Below are 16,569 nucleotides of genomic sequence, written 5' to 3'. Positions count from 1 at the left end.
GTCAGCTCCTCGGCAGGCCGAGCAGGCGCTCGGCGGCGATGTTGCGCTGGATCTCGTTGGTGCCCGCGTAGATCGGGCCTGCCAGCGCGAACTCGAAGCCTCTCATCCACTCGCCGTCGAGCTCGGCGGCGTCGCCGAGCAGGTCGAGGGCTGTCTCGTGGAGGCGGACGTCCATCTCCGACCACCACAGCTTGTTCAGGCTGGACTCCGCTCCCGGCGGTCGGCCCTCCACGATCGAGGTGACAGTCTGCAGCGTGAAGAGGCGGTACGCCTCGGCGTCCATCCAGCCTTGCACCACCCGCTCGCGCCGGGCCGCGCCGGCCGGCGACGCCCGGTACAGGCGGCACAGCCGTTCGACCACCGCGCTGAACCGGCCGGGGGATCTGAGGGTCAGGCCCCGCTCGGAGCCGGTCGTGGCCATGGCCACCGACCACCCCTGGTCGACGTCGCCGAGGACCGCGTCGTCGGGGACGAACACGTCGTCGAAGAACACCTCGGCGAAGCCCTCGTCGCCGTCTAGGCGGCCGAACCCTCGCACCCGCACCCCTTCGGCGTCGAGCGGGACGAGGAAATAGGTGAGGCCGCGGTGGCGCTCGGCCGCCGGGTCGGAGCGGAACAGCCCGAAGAGATGGGTGCAAAAGGCCCCGCGGGTGGTCCACAGCTTCTGCCCGTCGAGGCGCCAACCTCCCTCGCAGCGCGTCGCCCGGCTGGTGATGCCGGCCAGGTCGCTGCCGGCGCCGGGCTCGGACCACCCTTGGCACCACAGGTCCTCGGCGGCGGCGATGCGCGGCAGGATCCGGTCCTGCTGCTCGGGGGTGCCGAACTCGAACACGGACGGCGCCAGCAGGAAGATGCCGTTTTGGGTCACTCGCTGCGGGGCGCGGGCCCGGTAGTACTCCTCCTCGAAGATCAGCCATTCCCACAGCGTGGCGTCGCGTCCCCCGTACCGCTGCGGCCAGGAGACCGCCGCCCACCCGCCGGCGAAGAGGCGCCGCTCCCATTCCAGGTGGGCCGCGAACCCTTCTCTCGTGTCGCCGGAGGGGAGCGGCGGGTCCGGCACGTTGGCCTCCAGCCAGGCCCGGGCCTCCCCCCTGAAGGCGTCCTCCTCCTCGCTCCACGTCAGATCCACCCGCTCATACCTCCTCCGCGCGGACGACGGCGGCGAGGAACGAGGGGGTCTCGCCGCCTCCGTCCACCGAGATGTCTGCGCCTGTCACGTACCGGGCGCCCGGCGATGCCAGCCACAAGCAGGCGGCGGCGACGTCGCCGGGGACCGCGAGGCGGCCCATCGGCACCGTTGACGCCACTGCGGCGAGGTCCTCGCCGTAGGTGCCAGCCGACGTCTCGGTCAGCAGCAGACCGACGGTGACGGTGTTGACCCGCACCTTGGGCGCCCACTCGATGGCCAGGCTCCGCCCCAAAACGGCCAGGCCGGCCTTGGCCGCGTTGTACGGCGCGGTCCCGGGGCACGGCCGGCCGGCCGCCGCCGAGCCGATGTTGATGATCGACCCGCCGTCTTCTTGACCCTGCATCACTTGGTTGGCCCGCTGGGCGACGAAGAACGGCCCGCTCAAGTTGAGCCCGATGACCCGCTCGAACAGGCGCGGGCTCATGGTCGCGGCCGGAGCGTAGGGGGCTCCCCCGGCGTTGTTGACCACCACGTCCACCCGGCCGTGCCGGTCGGCCACCGCGGCGATCATGGCATCGACCTCGTCGGGCTGGCGGACGTCGCAGGCGACGAACTCGCCGGCGTCGAAGGCCGGGCCGGGCGCCCGCCTGCCGCAGGCCACCACCGTGTCGCCCGCCGCCGCGAAAGCCTGGCTCAGACCGAGGCCGAGCCCGCGGGCACCGCCGGTCACCACCACGACCCGGGGCGGCCTCACCGCAGGTACCTCGAGATGGTGTCGGCCACGCACACCGGCTCGTCGCCGCCGCGGCAGTGCTCGGTCACCCGGATGGTGGCCTGCACCCCCCCTTCGATGTCGGAGGCGTCGAGCAGGCAGGCGGTGGCGAAGATGACGTCACCGACCGTGGCGGGAGCCGGGAAGCGGACCGGGCCGGTCCCGTAGTTGACGCCGCGGCTGGCGCCGTCCACCGCGACCAGCTCGGGGAGGAAGCGGTTGACCAGCGCCAGCAGCATGAACGGCGGGACGGACCTGTCGCCGGGCGCCACCGGCGCCCCGGTGGCGCGGGCGAACGCCGCGACGTCGCCGGGCGCGACCTCCAGGTCGGAGCTGGGACCGAACGTCGCGCCGATCTCGCCGGGGAGGTTGCCGAGGTCGATCACGGGTGCTGGCTGCTCACGCTCACGACCTCACCGGTCATGTAGCTCGAGTAGTCGCTGGCGAGAAAGACGATCACGTTGGCCACCTCCCACGGTTCGGCGGCCCGCCCGAAGGCCTCCCTGGCGGTGAGCTGCGCGAGCACCTCGTCGGTGGTGACTTTGGCCAAAAACGGGTGCATGGCCAGGCTGGGGGCAACGGCGTTGACCCGCACCCCGTACTCGGCGGCCTCGATGGCCGCGCAGCGGGTAAGGGCCATGACCCCGGCCTTGGCCGCGGCGTAGTGGGCCTGCCCGGCCTGCGCCCGCCAGCCGAGCACCGAAGCGTTGTTGACCACCACCCCGGAGCCGTGGGCTCGCATGTGGAGCAGGCTGGCCCGCACGGCCCGGAAGGTGCCGTTTAGGGTCACGTCGAGGACCCGGTCCCACTGCTCGTCGGTCATTTCGACTATCGGGGCGGTGCCGCCGAGCCCGGCGTTGTTGACCACGACGTCGATCCGCCCGTGGGCGTCGGACGCGGCCTGGAACAGGGCGTCGACTTGGGCTTGGTCGGTGACGTCGCACACCTGCGCCAGCGGACGGGTGCCGGCCAGCTCCCCCAGCCGGTCGGCGGTCTCTTTTAGCCGCCGTTCGTGGGCGTCGCTGACCACCACGGTGGCGCCCTCCTCGACGAAGCGCTCCGCGGTGGCGAAGCCGATACCGGTCCCGGCGGCCGCGGTCACTAGCGCCACCTTGCCGGCCAGAAGCCCGTGGCCGGCTATGTAGGGGCCGGCCTGCGCCGCCGGGCGCCCGCCCGACGCCCCCAGGTCGGGGGTCACCCCGCCGCCCCGTAGACCGGGGCGGGCGCGGGCGCCTTGGCCAGGAGCGCGGCGACGCCTTCGCCGACCTCGGCGGGGTCCCAGCGGCGACCCAGGTCGACGGTCGGGCCGTGCTGCCACCCGTCGGCGACGCCGATGCGGCCGCCTTCCACCTCGAACACCCGGCCCGTCACCCCCGCTGACAGCGGCGAGGCCAGCCACGCCACCAACGGCGCGATGTTGCTCGGGTCCATCGGGTCGAAGCCTCCCGCCGCGGGCGGGGCCATCGTCGCAGCGAACACCTCTTCGGTCATCCTGGTGCGGGCGGAGGGCGCGATGGCGTTGGCGGTCACGCCGTAGCGGCCGAGCTCCGCGGCCTGCACCAGCGTCAAGCTCAGGATGGCGCCCTTGGCCGCCGAGTACGCGGCCTGCCCGACGCTGCCGAGCAGCCCGGCCCCCGACGAGGTGTTCACGATGCGAGCGTCGTGGCGGTGGCCGGCCTTGGCCCGGTCCCGCCAGTACGCGGCGGCGGCCCGCCCGACGCAGAAGTGCCCCTTCAGGTGGACCCGCACCACCGAGTCCCACTCCTCTTCGGTGACGTTGGCGAACATGCGGTCCCGCACGAAGCCGGCGTTGTTGACCACCGCGTCGAGGCGCCCGAACGCGTCGAGGGCCGTGGAGACGATGCGCTGCGCGCCGGCCCAGTCCGCCACGTCGTCGCCGTTGACCACCGCCCGGCCCCCGCCGTCGGTGATCTCGGCCGCGACCTCCTCGGCCGGGCCCGGCGTGCTGCCCTCCCCGTGGAGGGTCGCTCCGAGGTCGTTGACGACCACCGCCGCGCCCTGGCGGCCCAGCTCCAGCGCGTGCTGGCGCCCGATGCCGCGCCCGGCGCCGGTGACCACCACCACCCTTCCCTCGCAGATCATTGCTCCCCTCCCGCTCCGGCGCCGGCCAGCCGGCGCAGCTCGTCTTTGACCACTTTCCCTGACGCGTTGGTAGGCAGCGCCGGGACCACCGTGACGGCGCGAGGCACCTTGAAGTTGGCCAGCTCCCCCCTGCACCACTCCAAGACCTCGGCCGCTTCGACGTGACAGCCGGGGCGGCCCACGACGAACGCGTGGCCGACCTCGCCCAGGCGGGTGTCTGGCACCCCTACCACCGCGGCGGCCGCCACGCTCGGGTGGCGGACCAGCGCAGCCTCGATCTCCGCGGGGTAGGCGTTGAACCCGCCGACGATGAACATGTCCTTCAGGCGGTCGGTGATCCGCAGGCCGCCGTCCTCGTCGATCACCCCAACGTCTCCGGTCCGCAACCAGCCGGCGTCGTCGAGGACCTCTTTGGTGGCGACGGGATCGTCCACGTACCCGGTCATCACCACGTAGCCGCGCACCACCACCTCCCCGGCGACGCCTGCGGGCAGGCGGCGCCCGCCGGGGTCGACGACGGCGATCTCGACGCCGGGGATCGGCCGGCCGCTGGTGCGCGACACCACCTCGGGAGGGTCACCGGCCCGGCACATGGTCACCAACCCTCCGCACTCGGTGAGCCCATACGCGGTGAGGACGGTGTCGAAGCCGAGCTCGTCGGCCATCCTCGCCAGCAGGGTTACCGGCACCGCGGCCGCCCCGGTGACCGCCAGGCGCAGGGAGCGCAAGGTTGCCTTGGTGCCGGCAGGCAACGCGAGCAGGGACTGGTAGACGGTGGGAGGCCCGGGCAGCACGGTTATGCCGGCCCCGGCGATCAGCTCGGCGGCGCGGGCCGGGTCGAAGGTGGCCACCGGGAAGATGCTGGCGCCGGCGCACAGCGCGGCGACCACCCCGGCCCGGGATCCGAACGAGTGGAACAGCGGGTTGACCAGCAGGTACCGGTCATCGGCGCGGATGCCGAGGGCATCCGCGTAGTACCGGTAGGCCCGCAGGACCGGACCGTGCGCGGCCTGCACTCCCTTCGGCCGCCCGGTCGTCCCCGACGTGAACATCACGTCCATCGCGTCGGCGCCGGCGAGGGTCTCGACGCGCCGGAGGACCTCGGCGGTGGCGGCCGGGTCGGTGGATAACCCCTCCTCCCACCGCCGGCGCCGGCCTCCCGGCGCCGGGCCCTCGCCGCGCCCGTCGAGCGCCAAGACGTCGCGGAGAGCCGGGAGGTCGTGGCCGACCAGCTCCGCGGGGTAGTCCCGGCCGAGGAAGTCCCCGACGCTGAGCAGCATCCGGGCCCCGCTGCGCCTCAGGATGTCCGCCGCCTCCCGAGCCCGGTACCGGGTGTTGAGCGGGACCAGCACCGCGCCCGCCGACCAGATGCCGAGCATCGACACGATCCACGCCGCGGAGTTCGGAGCCCAGATCGCCACCCGATCGCCTACTGCGATACCAGCCTCGACCAGGCCCGCCGCGAAGGATCGGGCCTGACCGGCGAGATCTCCGTAGGTGAGGACGGTGTCGCCGTCGACCACCGCGACGGCTCCGGGGGTCTCCGCGGCGCGGGCCGCCAGCAAGGCGGGCACCGTGGGAGCGCTCCGACTGTCGTGGTGCGAGGAACGGCTCGCGCTCAACCCCGGCCTCCGAATGGCAGACAACATGAGAACGTGTTCTTACTATACTCGGGCCATCGAGAGGGAGGGTCACGCATGCTTGCTGAGGAATCGGTCCTAAACGCCACGCCTCTGCACCGGCCGGCGTCCGGTGCGGACCTGCTCATCCGGGGCCTGAGCCGCAACCCGCAGGCCGCGGCTTTGGTCATCGACGGCCGCGACGTAACCGCAGCCGAGGTGGCCGACCAGATCAGCCGCTACGTCCAGGCCTACGAGGCGTGGGGTCTGACGCCCGGGAGCACGACCGCCACGCTCTCGGCCAACCGGCCGGAGGTGCTCTTCACGATCGGTGCCGGCATGATCGCCGGCACTCGCGGGACCCCCCTGCACCCGATGGCCTCCCTCGACGACCACGCCTACATCCTCGAGGACGCGGGCATCGAGACGCTCTGGTACGACCCGGACGCCTACGAGGAGCGGGCCATGGCGCTCAAGGAGCGGGTCCCGACCCTGAAGCGGGTCATCGCCCTGGCCCCCACAGACGCGGCCGAGGACCTGCCGACCGCCGCCGCCCGCTTCGGATCCCGGCGGCTGCGCCCGGCGCGCTCGGATCCCGGCGCTCCGTACTCGGTGGCCTACACCGGTGGTACCACCGGCCAGCCCAAGGGGGTGGTGGGCACGCAGCTGAGCATGGCCACCATGACCAACATCCAGATGGCGGAGTGGGACTGGCCCGACGACATGCGCTTCTTGTGCTGCACCCCGCTCAGCCACGCAGGCGCCGCGTTCTTCATCCCGACGCTGCTTCGCGGTGGCTCGATGGTTGTGCTCCCCCACTTCGACCCCGACCGGGTCCTCGACGCCATAGCCCGTCACCACATCACGGCCACCATGCTCGTACCTACGATGATCTATGTCCTGCTCGGGCATCCGTCGCTGGACCAGGCTGATCTCCGCTCGCTGCAGACGATCTACTACGGCGCAGCGGCGATGTCTCCTACCCGCCTCGCCGAGGGCATCGAAAGGCTGGGATCGATCTTCTTCCAGTACTACGGCCAGGCCGAGTGCCCGATGACCATCACCGTGCTGCGCCAAAGAGAGCACGTCGCCGAAGACCCGGACCGCCTGGCGAGCTGCGGGCGCCCGGTGCCGTGGCTGGACGTGGCCCTCCTCGATGACGCAGGAGACCCGGTCGAGCCCGGAGCGCCCGGCGAGATCTGCGTGCAGGGCCCGCTGGTCATGAAGGAGTACCTCAACAAGCCGGAGCAGACCGCGGAAGCTTTCGCCGGCGGATGGTTGCACACCGGCGACATCGCCAAGGCCGACGACCTCGGCTACCTGACCATCGTGGACCGCAAGAAGGACATGATCGTCACCGGGGGCTTCAACATCTTCCCGCGGGAGGTGGAGGACGTGCTGACCACCCATCCGGGGGTGAGCGCGGCCGCAGTGATCGGCGTCCCCGACGACAAGTGGGGGGAGGCGGTCAAGGCCGTCGTGGTGAGGAAAGCAGGATCGACCGTCGCCGACAGCGAATTGATCGACTTGGTGAAGATCCGCAAGGGCCCCGTCGCCGCGCCCAAGTCCGTCGACTTCGTGGAGGCGATCCCCGTCTCCGCGCTCGGCAAGCCCGACAAGAAGGCGTTGCGGGCCGGGTACTGGTCCGGCGCCGAGAGGCGGGTCAATTGACCGGGGGAGCCGTCGCGTGATCCAGGAGAGAGAGCTGGCGCCAAGCGCCCAACCCGTCTCGGTCCTCGACCGGATCTCCCGCATCGTCGCTGCGTTCGACGCAGCGACCCCGTCGCTTTGCCTCAACGAGCTGACGGACCGCTGCGGCCTGCCCAAGTCGACGGTGCACCGCGTCGCCGAGCAGCTGCTCGAAGGCGGGTGGCTGGAGCGCACCCCTCTCGGCTACCGCCTCGGTACCCGCTTCTACGAGGTCGGCAGCCTGGTCGCGGCCAGGACCCCGGTGAAGGAGCGGGCGCTGCCGTGGCTCCACGACCTGCAGGCCGCGTCGGGCCACACGGTCCACCTCGGAGTGCTCGAGGGTGACGACGTGCTGGTGATCGACAAGGTGTGGGGGCACAGGGCGCCCTCACTGCCGTCCCGGATCGGGGGCCGGCTCCCCGTGCACTGCACCGCGCTGGGCAAGTCGCTGCTCGGCTTCAGCGGCGCCGATGTCCAGCAGCGGGTGCTGCGAGCACCGATGGAGCGCTTCACCGGGCGGACCACCACCGCGCCCTACATCCTCGAGCAGCAGCTGGTGACGGCCCGCACGACGCACTGGACCCTCGACGACGAGGAGCACGCGGTGGGGGTGCGTTGCGTCGCGGCCCCGATCCGCGGCGCGGGGCGGGCCATCGCCGCGGTGTCGGTCAGCGGGCCGGCGCACACCCTCGACATCAGCCAGTGCGTGCCGCTGGTACGACGCTGCGCGGCGGACATATGGAGCCAGCTGTTCCGCCGGGAGCAGCCGCCGGGCGACCACGACGGGGCCGACGACACAACCGGACCGTGGGATGTCGAGAAGTGGCGCCGCTGGCTGGACGGCGTCGCCGGCGAGTGGATGTGAGCGCCGGCGGCGCCCCCGGCGACCATCCCGATGGACGGGACGGGTTGGGTCCGGCCGTCCCGGGGCCGGCATAAGTTCCTCGCCATGGACGCCACACCGGGCTGGGACCGCTCCGTCGATGTGCTGGTGGTGGGCAGCGGAGCGGGGGGCCTCACCGCCGCCCTGGCCGCCGCCGCCGCAGGCGCCGAGACCCTGCTCGTGGAGAAAGCCTCTCACTACGGCGGGACCACGGCCCTCTCCGGCGGGGGCATCTGGGCCCCCGGGAACCCCACCCTGGCCCGCATCGGTCGGGCTGACGACCCGGCGTCGGTGCGCGCCTACCTCGACGCGGTCGTCGGTGACCGGGTGCCCGCGGCCCGCCTCGACGCCTTCGTGCACGGCGCGCCGCGAGCGCTGGAGTTCCTGGAGGGCGCCAGCGAGCATCTCCGCTTCTTCTGGTGTCGGGGGTACTCGGACTACCACCCGGAACGTCCGGGAGGGCGCCCTGACGGGCGCAGCATCGAGGCGTTGCCCTTCGATACCAGGCTCCTCGGCGCCGACGAGGCTGCCCTGGCGCCGAGCCCCCTCAAGCCGCCGTTCGGCCTGTACATCACCGCGACCGATTTCCACGACCTCAATCAGGTCACCAGGACCTGGCTGGGCAAGCAGGCCCTGCTGCGGGGGGCGGGCCGGGTGCTGGCCAACGCGCTGCGGCACCGCCACATGGTCACCGGCGGGCAGGCCCTGGTCGGCCGGCTACGCCTGGCGCTTCGCGACGCCGGCGGCGAGGTCTGGCTGCACAGCCCGCTCCGGGAGCTAGTGACCAACGGTGAGGGCCGGGTCACCGGCGCGGTCGTCGCCACCCCCGCCGGGCACCGGCGCGTCGAGGCCCGCAACGGCGTCGTTTTGGCCACCGGCGGCTTCGACCACGACCCGGAGCTGCGAGCCAAGCACCTGGCCCCGGTCAGCGAGGACTGGAGCATGGGCGCGACCACCAACCGGGGCGACGGCATCCGAGCCGGGACCGACGCCGGCGCCGGGGTCGACTTGATGGACGACGCCTGGTGGATGCCGGTGATCCCGCTGCCGAAAGGACGGCTGTTTTGCTTGGTGTCGGAGCGGGCGACTCCCGGCTCGCTCATCGTCAACCAGTCCGGGGTTCGTTTCGCCAACGAGTCGGCGCCCTACGTTACCTTCGTCCACGAGCAGATCCGCCGGCACAACGACGGGGGCGGCCACATCCCCGCCTGGTTCTTGATGGACCATCGGGCCAGGCGCCGCTACACCTTCGCCGGCATCTTTCCGGGCCAGCCGTTCCCGAAGTCGTGGCAGGCCATCGGGACCGTCGTCGAAGCGTCGTCGTGGGAGCAGCTGGCGGCCAAGACCGGGTTGCCCGCCGACACGCTGGCCGAGACGGTCGAGCGGTTCAACCAAGCGGCGCGCGCCGGGGTGGACGCCGACTTCGCCCGCGGCCGGTCGGCCTACGACCGGTACTACGGCGACCCGACGCTCCCCAACCCGTGCCTCAACGAGCTGGTCAAGCCGCCGTTCTACGCCATCAAGCTGCTCCCCGGCGACCTGGGCACGAAGGGCGGCCTGACCACCGACGAGCACGCTCGGGTGCTGCGCGAGGACGGCACGGTCATCCCCGGGCTGTACGCGACGGGCAACACCTCCGCGTCGGTGATGGGCAACGACTATCCGGGGGCGGGGGCGACCATCGGGCCGGCCATCGTCTTCGGGTGGATCGCCGCCCGCCACGCTCTCGACCGGGCGGTCACGTCGGCCGACGCCTGAGCGATCCGCTCAGCCTTTCAGCTTGGCCGTGGCCGCCGGAACGAACTTGTGGCCCCAGAAGCTCACCTTGGTGATCTCGTCGGTGGTCCACGTGGCGTCATCGACGCGCACCCCTCCGGTGCCGATCTCAACGGCCGCGTCCTCGGGGCCGACCAGGTAGGTCGACAGGACCCGGTCGTTGGTGTGCCGGCCCAGGCTGGCTTGCAGCGCCACCCCCCGCTGCTCGCAGCGGTCGAGGAGCATCCCCACGTCGTCGATGGTCTCGACCTCGAGCATGAAGTGCACCAGGTCGCCGGGGAACGGCGACTCCATGAGCGCCACCGTGTGATGCCGGGGGTTGCAACCGAGGAACCGGATGGACATCGTCGTGTCGGGGCCCATCGCCAGGCGCATCGAGCTGCGGATCCGCATGCCCATCACCTCGGTCCAGAACCGGTAGGAGGCGGCCATGTCTGGCGCGGCGATCACCGCGTGCCCCATCCCCATCACCCCGGTCACGAAGCCACTGACAAGCGGCGTGTCCAGGCGGCGGTGGTCGAGCACCGGCCCGTAGTACACCTCCACGGGCGTCCCGTTGGGATCCTGCAGCCGGACGAAGGACTGCACGCAGCGCTCTGCGGCCTCGTCTCCGGTGCCGTCGAGCACCCCGATCCCGGCTCCCTTGACGTGGGAGACCACCTCGGCCAGCTCCCGGTCGTCGGCGACCTCGAAGCCCAGCGCGTCGATGCCCGGGCCGTCGGAGGGGCGGATGACCAGCCTCGGAGGCCGGTCGTCGATCCGGAAGTGCAACGCGCCGGGGGTGCGACCCTCGACGGGCATCAGCCCGAGCACGTCGGTGCCGAAGGTCCTCCACTCTTCGAGCTTCGCGGTCCGCAACCGCAAGTAGCCGAGCGATCGGATGGGCATCGTGTGGGACTCCTCTGTCGTCGGGGAGGGGTGGGAGGCTGGCCGCGGTGTCAGCGGGCCGGTCGGGTCAGGAACTCGATGACTAGGCGCTCGAACTCGGCCTTGCGCTCGACTTGGACCCAGTGACCGCAGTTGGAGAAGACGTGCAGCTCGGCCCGGCGCAGCCGGCGGAACCCGAACAGGCCGCCCTCCAGCGGCATCATCCGGTCGTCGCGCCCCCAAAGGACCAGCGCCGGTGCCTTGACCTGGTCGAGGCGGGCCCAGAGCGGCACCGGGTCGGGGTGGGCAGCGAGCGACGCGAAGATGGCTAGGGCGTTGGGGATGGCTGAGGGCCGAAGCGCCATCTCCATCCGGTCGTCGATGAGCGCCTCGTCGACCATCGCCCGGTTGGCGACCATCGTGTCGATCCACGCTTCCATCGCACCCCGGCTGGGGGCCATCATGAACTCGCCCAGACGACGGGCCCCCTCGCTCGGGTCCGGGGCGAGGGTCGGCACCGACAGGCCGCCGGGACCGAACAGCACCAGGCGGCCGACCCGCTCAGGTGCGTGCAGCGCGCTCTGCAGCGCGACGTAGCCTCCGAAGGAGTTGCCGAGGAGATCGACGCGCTCGATGCCGAGACGGTCGAGGAGGCGGACCACCGCGTCGGCGGCTATGTGGGGATAGGCCCGGTCGAGGGCCGGCAACGCGGAGCGACCGAAGCCGGGCATGTCGAGGGCGATGACCCGGAAGTGCTCGGCCAGGGGCGTGAGGTTGGCCGCGAAGTTCGACCATGCGCTGACGCCGGGGCCCGACCCGTGCAGCAGCAGCAGCGGCGGCCCGGATCCGGCCTCGTGGTAGTGCAGGGTGTCGTCGCCGTCCTCGATGACCCGGCTGGTCCGGGTGAACGCCTCGTCGGTCGTCGTCGCGGTCACGAGGCGACAGTACCGACAGGCGTCGGGCGCCCCCCGGCGGGTGTCCCGCTGACCGGGACGCCCGCCGGGACGGCGCGCCCCGGGCGCGGGCACAGTGGAGGTCACGTACCGGCTGGGGTCGGGCACGACCAGGAAAGTGGGGAGACGAGACCATTGAGCGTTGACACAGCAACGTCGACGACCGGGGCCGTCGGGGAGGCCAAACGGCCGGGGGCCCAGTCGTCGGCCGCCGACGCCCCGACGACCGACGCGGAGGCCCTCGAGCGCCTGCGTGCCATCCTCCCGACGCTCAGAGAGCGGGCCGGAGCGGCCGAAGCGGCCCGCCGGCTCCCTGACGAGACCATCCGGGACCTGAAGCTGACCGGCCTGACCCGGATCCTCCAGCCCCGCCGCTACGGGGGGCTCGAAGGAGACCCGGTCCGGTTCTACGAGGGCGTGATGGCCGCCGGGTCGGCCTGCGGGTCCACCGGGTGGGTGTGCGGCGTCGTCGGTGTCCACCCGTGGCAGGTCGCCCTATTCGACGACCGGGCCCAGCAGGAGGTGTGGGGCGAGGATTCCGACACGTGGGTGTCCTCGTCGTACATGCCCGGAGGGCGCCTGACGAGAACAGACGGCGGCTTCACCCTCACCGGTCGCTGGGCTTTCTCCTCAGGCTGTGACCACTGCCAGTGGGCGATCCTCGGCGTGATGCTCGACCGGGGGGAGGACAAGAGCCCGGAGATGTGGAACGTGCTGGTCCCCCGCACCGGCTACCGCATCGAGGACACCTGGCACACCATGGGCCTGCGGGGCACCGGCAGCAACGACATCATCATCGAGGATCTCTTCGTCCCCGACTACCGTGCCATCAACCTGATCGACATGTTCTCCTGGAAGAGCCCGGGGTTGGCGGTCAACACCGCACCGCTGTACCGCCTGTCGTTCGGGACGATGTTCGCTAACGCCATCACCGCGTCGATCATCGGTATGGCCGAGGGGGTACTTCAGGAGGGCACCGAGTCCACCCGGGTCCGGGTGTCGAAAAACTGGGGGAAGGCCAGCGAGGATCCCCACACCCTCTCCGCCCTCGGGCGGGCGGCCAGCGAGATCGACGCCTGCCGCACCCAGCTGCTCGGCAATGTCGCCTCTATGTTCGCCAAAGCCAGCCGGGGCGAGCAGATCAGCATCGACGACCGCAGCCGGGCTCGCCGGGACCAGGTGCAAGGCAGCGCCCGGGCCATCGCCGCCATCGACGACCTGTTCGACCGCAGCGGCGCCGGGGTGATCAGCGACCAGCACCCGATGCAGCGGCTGTGGCGAGACGCCCACGCCGGGCGCCACCACACCGCCAACTCGGTCGACCGGTCACTGCAGAGCTATGCGCTGACCACCCTCGGCCAGAGCCCCATCGACGTGCTGCTTTGAGGGGGCGGCGATGACCCCGCAGGACCTCATCGAGGTGGACGCCATCTGCCGGCTCAAGTACCGCTACATCCGGGCGCTGGACCTCAAGCAGTGGGACGAGATGGCCGAGACGCTCACGCCGGACGCGGAGGCTGCGTTCAGCAGCGGGCGGCTGTGCTTCTCCAGCCGCGACGAGATCATCGGCTTCATGCGCCAGACGCTCGGCGACGCCGACACCATCACCAGCCACCGGGTGCATCACCCCGAGATCGACCTGACCGGGCCGGCCACCGCCACTGCTACCTGGGCTCTCGACGACGTGGTCATCTCTCAAAGCGGCAAGGTCACCATCCGGGGCGCCGCTTACTACCGCGACGAGCTGGTCAAACAAGACGGGGAATGGCGGATACGGCGGACAGGATATCGGAGGGTCTACGAAGAAATGGAAAGTCGGGAACGACCAGGCCTGACACTCACCGACACCTGGTGGACCCACACGCACGCGACCAGCGCGCAGGACGGAGGCATCACGGCATGAGCACCACGTGGGACACCATCGACCGCTACGTGGTCATCTCCGCCGACACCCACGCCGGGGCGGAGATGCACGACTACAAGCAGTACCTGCCCACCGCCCTGCACGACCGGTTCGAGGAGTGGGCGGCGTCCTACGTCAGCCCCTACGACGACCTCATGACCGCCACCGCGAAGCGCAACTGGGACAGCGACCTTCGCCTCCGGGAGGCCGACGCGGATGGGGTGGCCGCCGAGCTGCTGTTCCCCAACACCGTGCCGCCGTTCTTCCCGACGGTGCCCAACGTGACCATCCGGCTGCCGAAGACGCGCGACGAGCTGGAGCTTCGCTGGGCCGGCATCCGGGCCCACAACCGCTGGCAGGTGGACTTCTGCTCGCTGTCGCCGCACCGCCGGCGGGGTCTGGCCCAGGTGTTCACCCACGACATCGACGAGGCGTTGAGGGAGATCCGCTGGGCGGCCGAGCAGGGTTGCTTCGGGGGCATCTTGGTCCCCGCGGTCTCGCCGGGTGACGTCGTGGAGCCGCTGTTCCACACCCGCTACGAGCCGATCTGGGCCGCCTGCCAGGACCTCGACCTGACCGTGGTGCAACACAGCGGCACCGGCAGCCCGGAGATGCCCATGGACCAGCCGGCGTCCAACCCGGTGCTGATCACCGAGATGGCGTCGTGGGCGCAGCGCACCGTCCCCCACTTGATCCTCGCTGGCGTGTTCGAGCGCTACCCCCGGCTCCGCTTCGCTCCGACCGAGCAGGGCACGTTGTTCGTCAAGGGGTCGCTGCAGATCCTCGAGGCGATGGTCCCTGCCATGAAGACCAGCGCGGCCAACCGGACCTACGGCATGTTCGGGGGGTCGTCGGTCGACGAGCTGACCCTCACCCCGACCGAGTACGTGCGGCGCAACTGCTACTTCGGGGCCAGCGCCTTCAGCCCCTGGGAGCTGGGGTCGTTGAAGCTCCTCGGCGACGAGCACCTCATGTGGGGAAGCGACTACCCCCACGAGGAGGGCACCACCCCCCACTCCAAGATGGCCATCCAGTGGGCCCTGTCGGGCGTCCCCGAGGCATCGTGCCGCAAGATCCTGGCCGGCAACGCGGCCCGCGTCTACGGCTTCGACCTGGACGCCCTGACGCCGGTCGCGGCCGAGATCGGCCCTCGCCTGGAGGACGTGCACCAGCCGCTCGGGGAGACCGGCTACCGCTCGATGCTGGCGTTCGGGGCGCGACCGTTCGAGGGGGGCCTGGCCCTCAAGCGCGACGACGCCGCGGTCGCGGGCTGACCCCCTCGACTGCCGATCCTGTCCGCCGCCCACCCGCAACTGCCAGCACCGAAGGAGCGACCACCATCCCCGCCCTGTCGAGCACCGCACCCATCGCACCCCGCCCGGCGTCGTCGGTGCGGGCGTGGGACGCCACCACCGACGTGCTGGTCGTCGGTTTCGGCGCGGCGGGAGCCAGTGCGGCCATCGGCGCCGCGGCTGCCGGCGCCGAGGTCACCGTCGTGGAGCGCGCCGGTGCCCCCGGCGGGGCTAGCGCCATGGCTGGCGGCGAGATCTACCTGGGCGGGGGCACGCCGGTGCAGAAGGCCTGCGGCTTCGAGGACACCGCCGAGGCGATGCGCGCGTTCCTGGCCGCCGCGACCGGGCCCGGCATCGACGAGGAGCGCCTCGACCTGTACTGCGAGGGCAGCGTCGAGCACTTCACGTGGCTGGCCGACATGGGGGTGCCGTTCAAGGCCAGCTTTTGCGCTGAGCCGTGCTGGGAGCCGCCGGGCGACGACGGTCTCACCTACAGCGGCGGCGAGAACACCTGGCCGTTCAACGAGATCGCGCCGCCCGCGCCCCGCGCCCACGTGCCGCAGATGTCAGGCAAGAAGCCGGGGCGGCGCTCCGGCGGGTGGAAGCTCATGGAGCACCTCTCCGCCCAGTGCCGGGAGTCGGGGGTGGCCAGCATGCTCGACGGGCGGGTGGTGGCGCTGGTGTCGGACGCCGACGGAGCGGTGGCCGGGGCGGTGATCCGCCGCTTCGGCGAGGAGCTAGCGGTGAGGGCCACCAAGGGGGTGGTGCTGGCGTCGGGCGGTTTCGGGGCCAACCCCGACATGGTGGCGTTGCACGCCCCGCAGCTCTGCGGGCAGATGCCGCTTGGGACCGACGGCGACGACGGGTCCTCCATCCGCCTCGGGCAGGGCGCCGGCGGGTTCACCCGCCGCATGGACGCGGCCCAGACGGCTATCCCTACCGTGCCCGCGCTGCTGTACCCGTCGATAGCGGTCAACCGGTTCGGGCAGCGCTTCATCAACGAGGACACCTACGCCGGCCGGGTCGGCCAAGCGGCGGTCTTCCACCAGGGCGCCAAGGTGGCGCTGGTGATGGACGAGGCCATCTTCGAGTCGGTCCCCGAAGCCGACAGGTGGGGGGCCCGGCCGACGTGGGCCGCGGGATCGGTCGCTGAGCTCGAGGCGGAGATGTCGCTGCCCACCGGGTCCCTGCAGGCGACCGTCTCCCTCTACAACGAGCACGCCGCCCGTGGATGCGACCCGGTCTTCCACAAGCGTCCGGAGTGGTGCCGGCCTCTGCGCCCGCCCTTCGGGGCCATCGACCTCTCCGCCCTGCCCTACGCGGTGTTCACCCTCGGGGGGCTGGTCACCACCGTCGACGGCGAGGTGGTCGGCAGCGACGGGCCGATCCCCGGCCTCTTCGCCGCGGGACGGGCCACCTCGGGCATCCCGGCTTGGGGCTACGTGAGCGGCACGTCGCTCGGCGACGCCACCTTCTTCGGCCGCCGGGCCGGCCGGGCCGCGGCCCGACGGGAGCGCCGCCCGGCGGCCAGGACGTGAGGCGCCCTTCACCCAACCAGATTTCTGTAATAAGATTCTAGTAAT

General features: G+C 71.7%; 15 protein-coding genes. 7 read left to right on the top strand and 8 right to left on the bottom strand.

What is annotated here, in order from left to right:
- Position 1: 1 nt before the first annotated feature.
- From K6U06_RS07475 to K6U06_RS07450, 6 genes are read right to left on the bottom strand one after another with little or no spacing between them, the layout of a single operon-like run.
- Positions 2-1,129 (bottom strand): acyl-CoA dehydrogenase family protein, encoded by a 1,128-nt coding sequence (locus K6U06_RS07475; protein WP_262321283.1) that lies wholly within the window; start codon positions 1,127-1,129, stop codon positions 2-4.
- A 4-nt stretch (positions 1,130-1,133) separates the two neighbouring features.
- Complete coding sequence (locus K6U06_RS07470; RefSeq protein ID WP_262321282.1) at positions 1,134-1,883, bottom strand: SDR family oxidoreductase; 750 nt, start codon at positions 1,881-1,883, stop codon at positions 1,134-1,136.
- On the bottom strand, positions 1,880-2,287 hold the full coding sequence (locus tag K6U06_RS07465) for a hypothetical protein (RefSeq protein WP_262321281.1): 408 nt from the start codon (positions 2,285-2,287) through the stop codon (positions 1,880-1,882). Before K6U06_RS07465 ends, K6U06_RS07470 begins: the two co-directional genes overlap by 4 nt.
- Complete coding sequence (locus K6U06_RS07460; protein ID WP_262321280.1) at positions 2,284-3,099, bottom strand: SDR family oxidoreductase; 816 nt, start codon at positions 3,097-3,099, stop codon at positions 2,284-2,286. The genes K6U06_RS07465 and K6U06_RS07460 overlap by 4 nt, the downstream gene beginning before the upstream one ends.
- Positions 3,096-4,004, bottom strand: coding sequence for an SDR family oxidoreductase (locus tag K6U06_RS07455; protein WP_262321279.1), 909 nt, complete (start codon positions 4,002-4,004; stop codon positions 3,096-3,098). The genes K6U06_RS07460 and K6U06_RS07455 overlap by 4 nt, the downstream gene beginning before the upstream one ends.
- Positions 4,001-5,578, bottom strand: a complete 1,578-nt coding sequence (locus K6U06_RS07450) for a FadD3 family acyl-CoA ligase (protein WP_262321278.1) — start codon at positions 5,576-5,578, stop codon at positions 4,001-4,003. The genes K6U06_RS07455 and K6U06_RS07450 overlap by 4 nt, the downstream gene beginning before the upstream one ends.
- Positions 5,579-5,701: 123 nt before the next feature.
- On the opposite strand from K6U06_RS07450, the gene K6U06_RS07445 reads away from it, so the two are divergent.
- From K6U06_RS07445 to K6U06_RS07435, 3 genes are all read left to right on the top strand, one after another.
- On the top strand, positions 5,702-7,294 hold the full coding sequence (locus K6U06_RS07445; RefSeq protein WP_262321277.1) for an AMP-binding protein: 1,593 nt from the start codon (positions 5,702-5,704) through the stop codon (positions 7,292-7,294).
- A gap of 16 nt (positions 7,295-7,310) precedes the next feature.
- A complete protein-coding gene (locus tag K6U06_RS07440; protein WP_262321276.1) occupies positions 7,311-8,177 on the top strand; it encodes an IclR family transcriptional regulator in 867 nt (288 codons plus the stop codon).
- Between the two features lie 84 nt (positions 8,178-8,261).
- Complete coding sequence (locus tag K6U06_RS07435) at positions 8,262-9,953, top strand: FAD-dependent oxidoreductase (RefSeq protein WP_262321275.1); 1,692 nt, start codon at positions 8,262-8,264, stop codon at positions 9,951-9,953.
- Positions 9,954-9,962: 9 nt separating this feature from the next.
- On the opposite strand, the gene K6U06_RS07430 is transcribed toward K6U06_RS07435, so the two are convergent.
- Positions 9,963-10,859, bottom strand: a complete 897-nt coding sequence (locus K6U06_RS07430; RefSeq protein WP_262321274.1) for a VOC family protein — start codon at positions 10,857-10,859, stop codon at positions 9,963-9,965.
- Positions 10,860-10,909: 50 nt separating this feature from the next.
- Positions 10,910-11,773, bottom strand: coding sequence for an alpha/beta fold hydrolase (locus tag K6U06_RS07425; protein WP_262321273.1), 864 nt, complete (start codon positions 11,771-11,773; stop codon positions 10,910-10,912).
- Between the two features lie 153 nt (positions 11,774-11,926).
- On the opposite strand from K6U06_RS07425, the gene hsaA reads away from it, so the two are divergent.
- The 4 genes from hsaA to K6U06_RS07405 all read left to right on the top strand — a co-directional run bounded on the left by hsaA (position 11,927) and on the right by K6U06_RS07405 (position 16,524).
- The gene (gene hsaA, locus K6U06_RS07420; RefSeq protein ID WP_262321272.1) at positions 11,927-13,177 is read left to right on the top strand and encodes a 3-hydroxy-9,10-secoandrosta-1,3,5(10)-triene-9,17-dione monooxygenase oxygenase subunit; all 1,251 of its coding nucleotides are present in this window, start codon (positions 11,927-11,929) and stop codon (positions 13,175-13,177) included.
- Between the two features lie 10 nt (positions 13,178-13,187).
- A complete protein-coding gene (locus tag K6U06_RS07415) occupies positions 13,188-13,694 on the top strand; it encodes a nuclear transport factor 2 family protein (protein WP_262321271.1) in 507 nt (168 codons plus the stop codon).
- A complete protein-coding gene (locus K6U06_RS07410) occupies positions 13,643-14,968 on the top strand; it encodes an amidohydrolase family protein (RefSeq protein WP_262321270.1) in 1,326 nt (441 codons plus the stop codon). The genes K6U06_RS07415 and K6U06_RS07410 overlap by 52 nt, the downstream gene beginning before the upstream one ends.
- Positions 14,969-15,042: 74 nt before the next feature.
- Positions 15,043-16,524: an FAD-dependent oxidoreductase gene (locus K6U06_RS07405; protein ID WP_410051004.1), complete on the top strand. Its 1,482-nt coding sequence runs from the start codon at positions 15,043-15,045 to the stop codon at positions 16,522-16,524.
- Positions 16,525-16,569: the final 45 nt, after the last annotated feature.

It is taken from the genome of Acidiferrimicrobium sp. IK, from assembly GCF_025499425.1.
GTDB lineage: Bacteria > Actinomycetota > Acidimicrobiia > Acidimicrobiales > Palsa-688 > Acidiferrimicrobium.
This window is presented reverse-complemented; position numbering and strand designations above follow the sequence as displayed.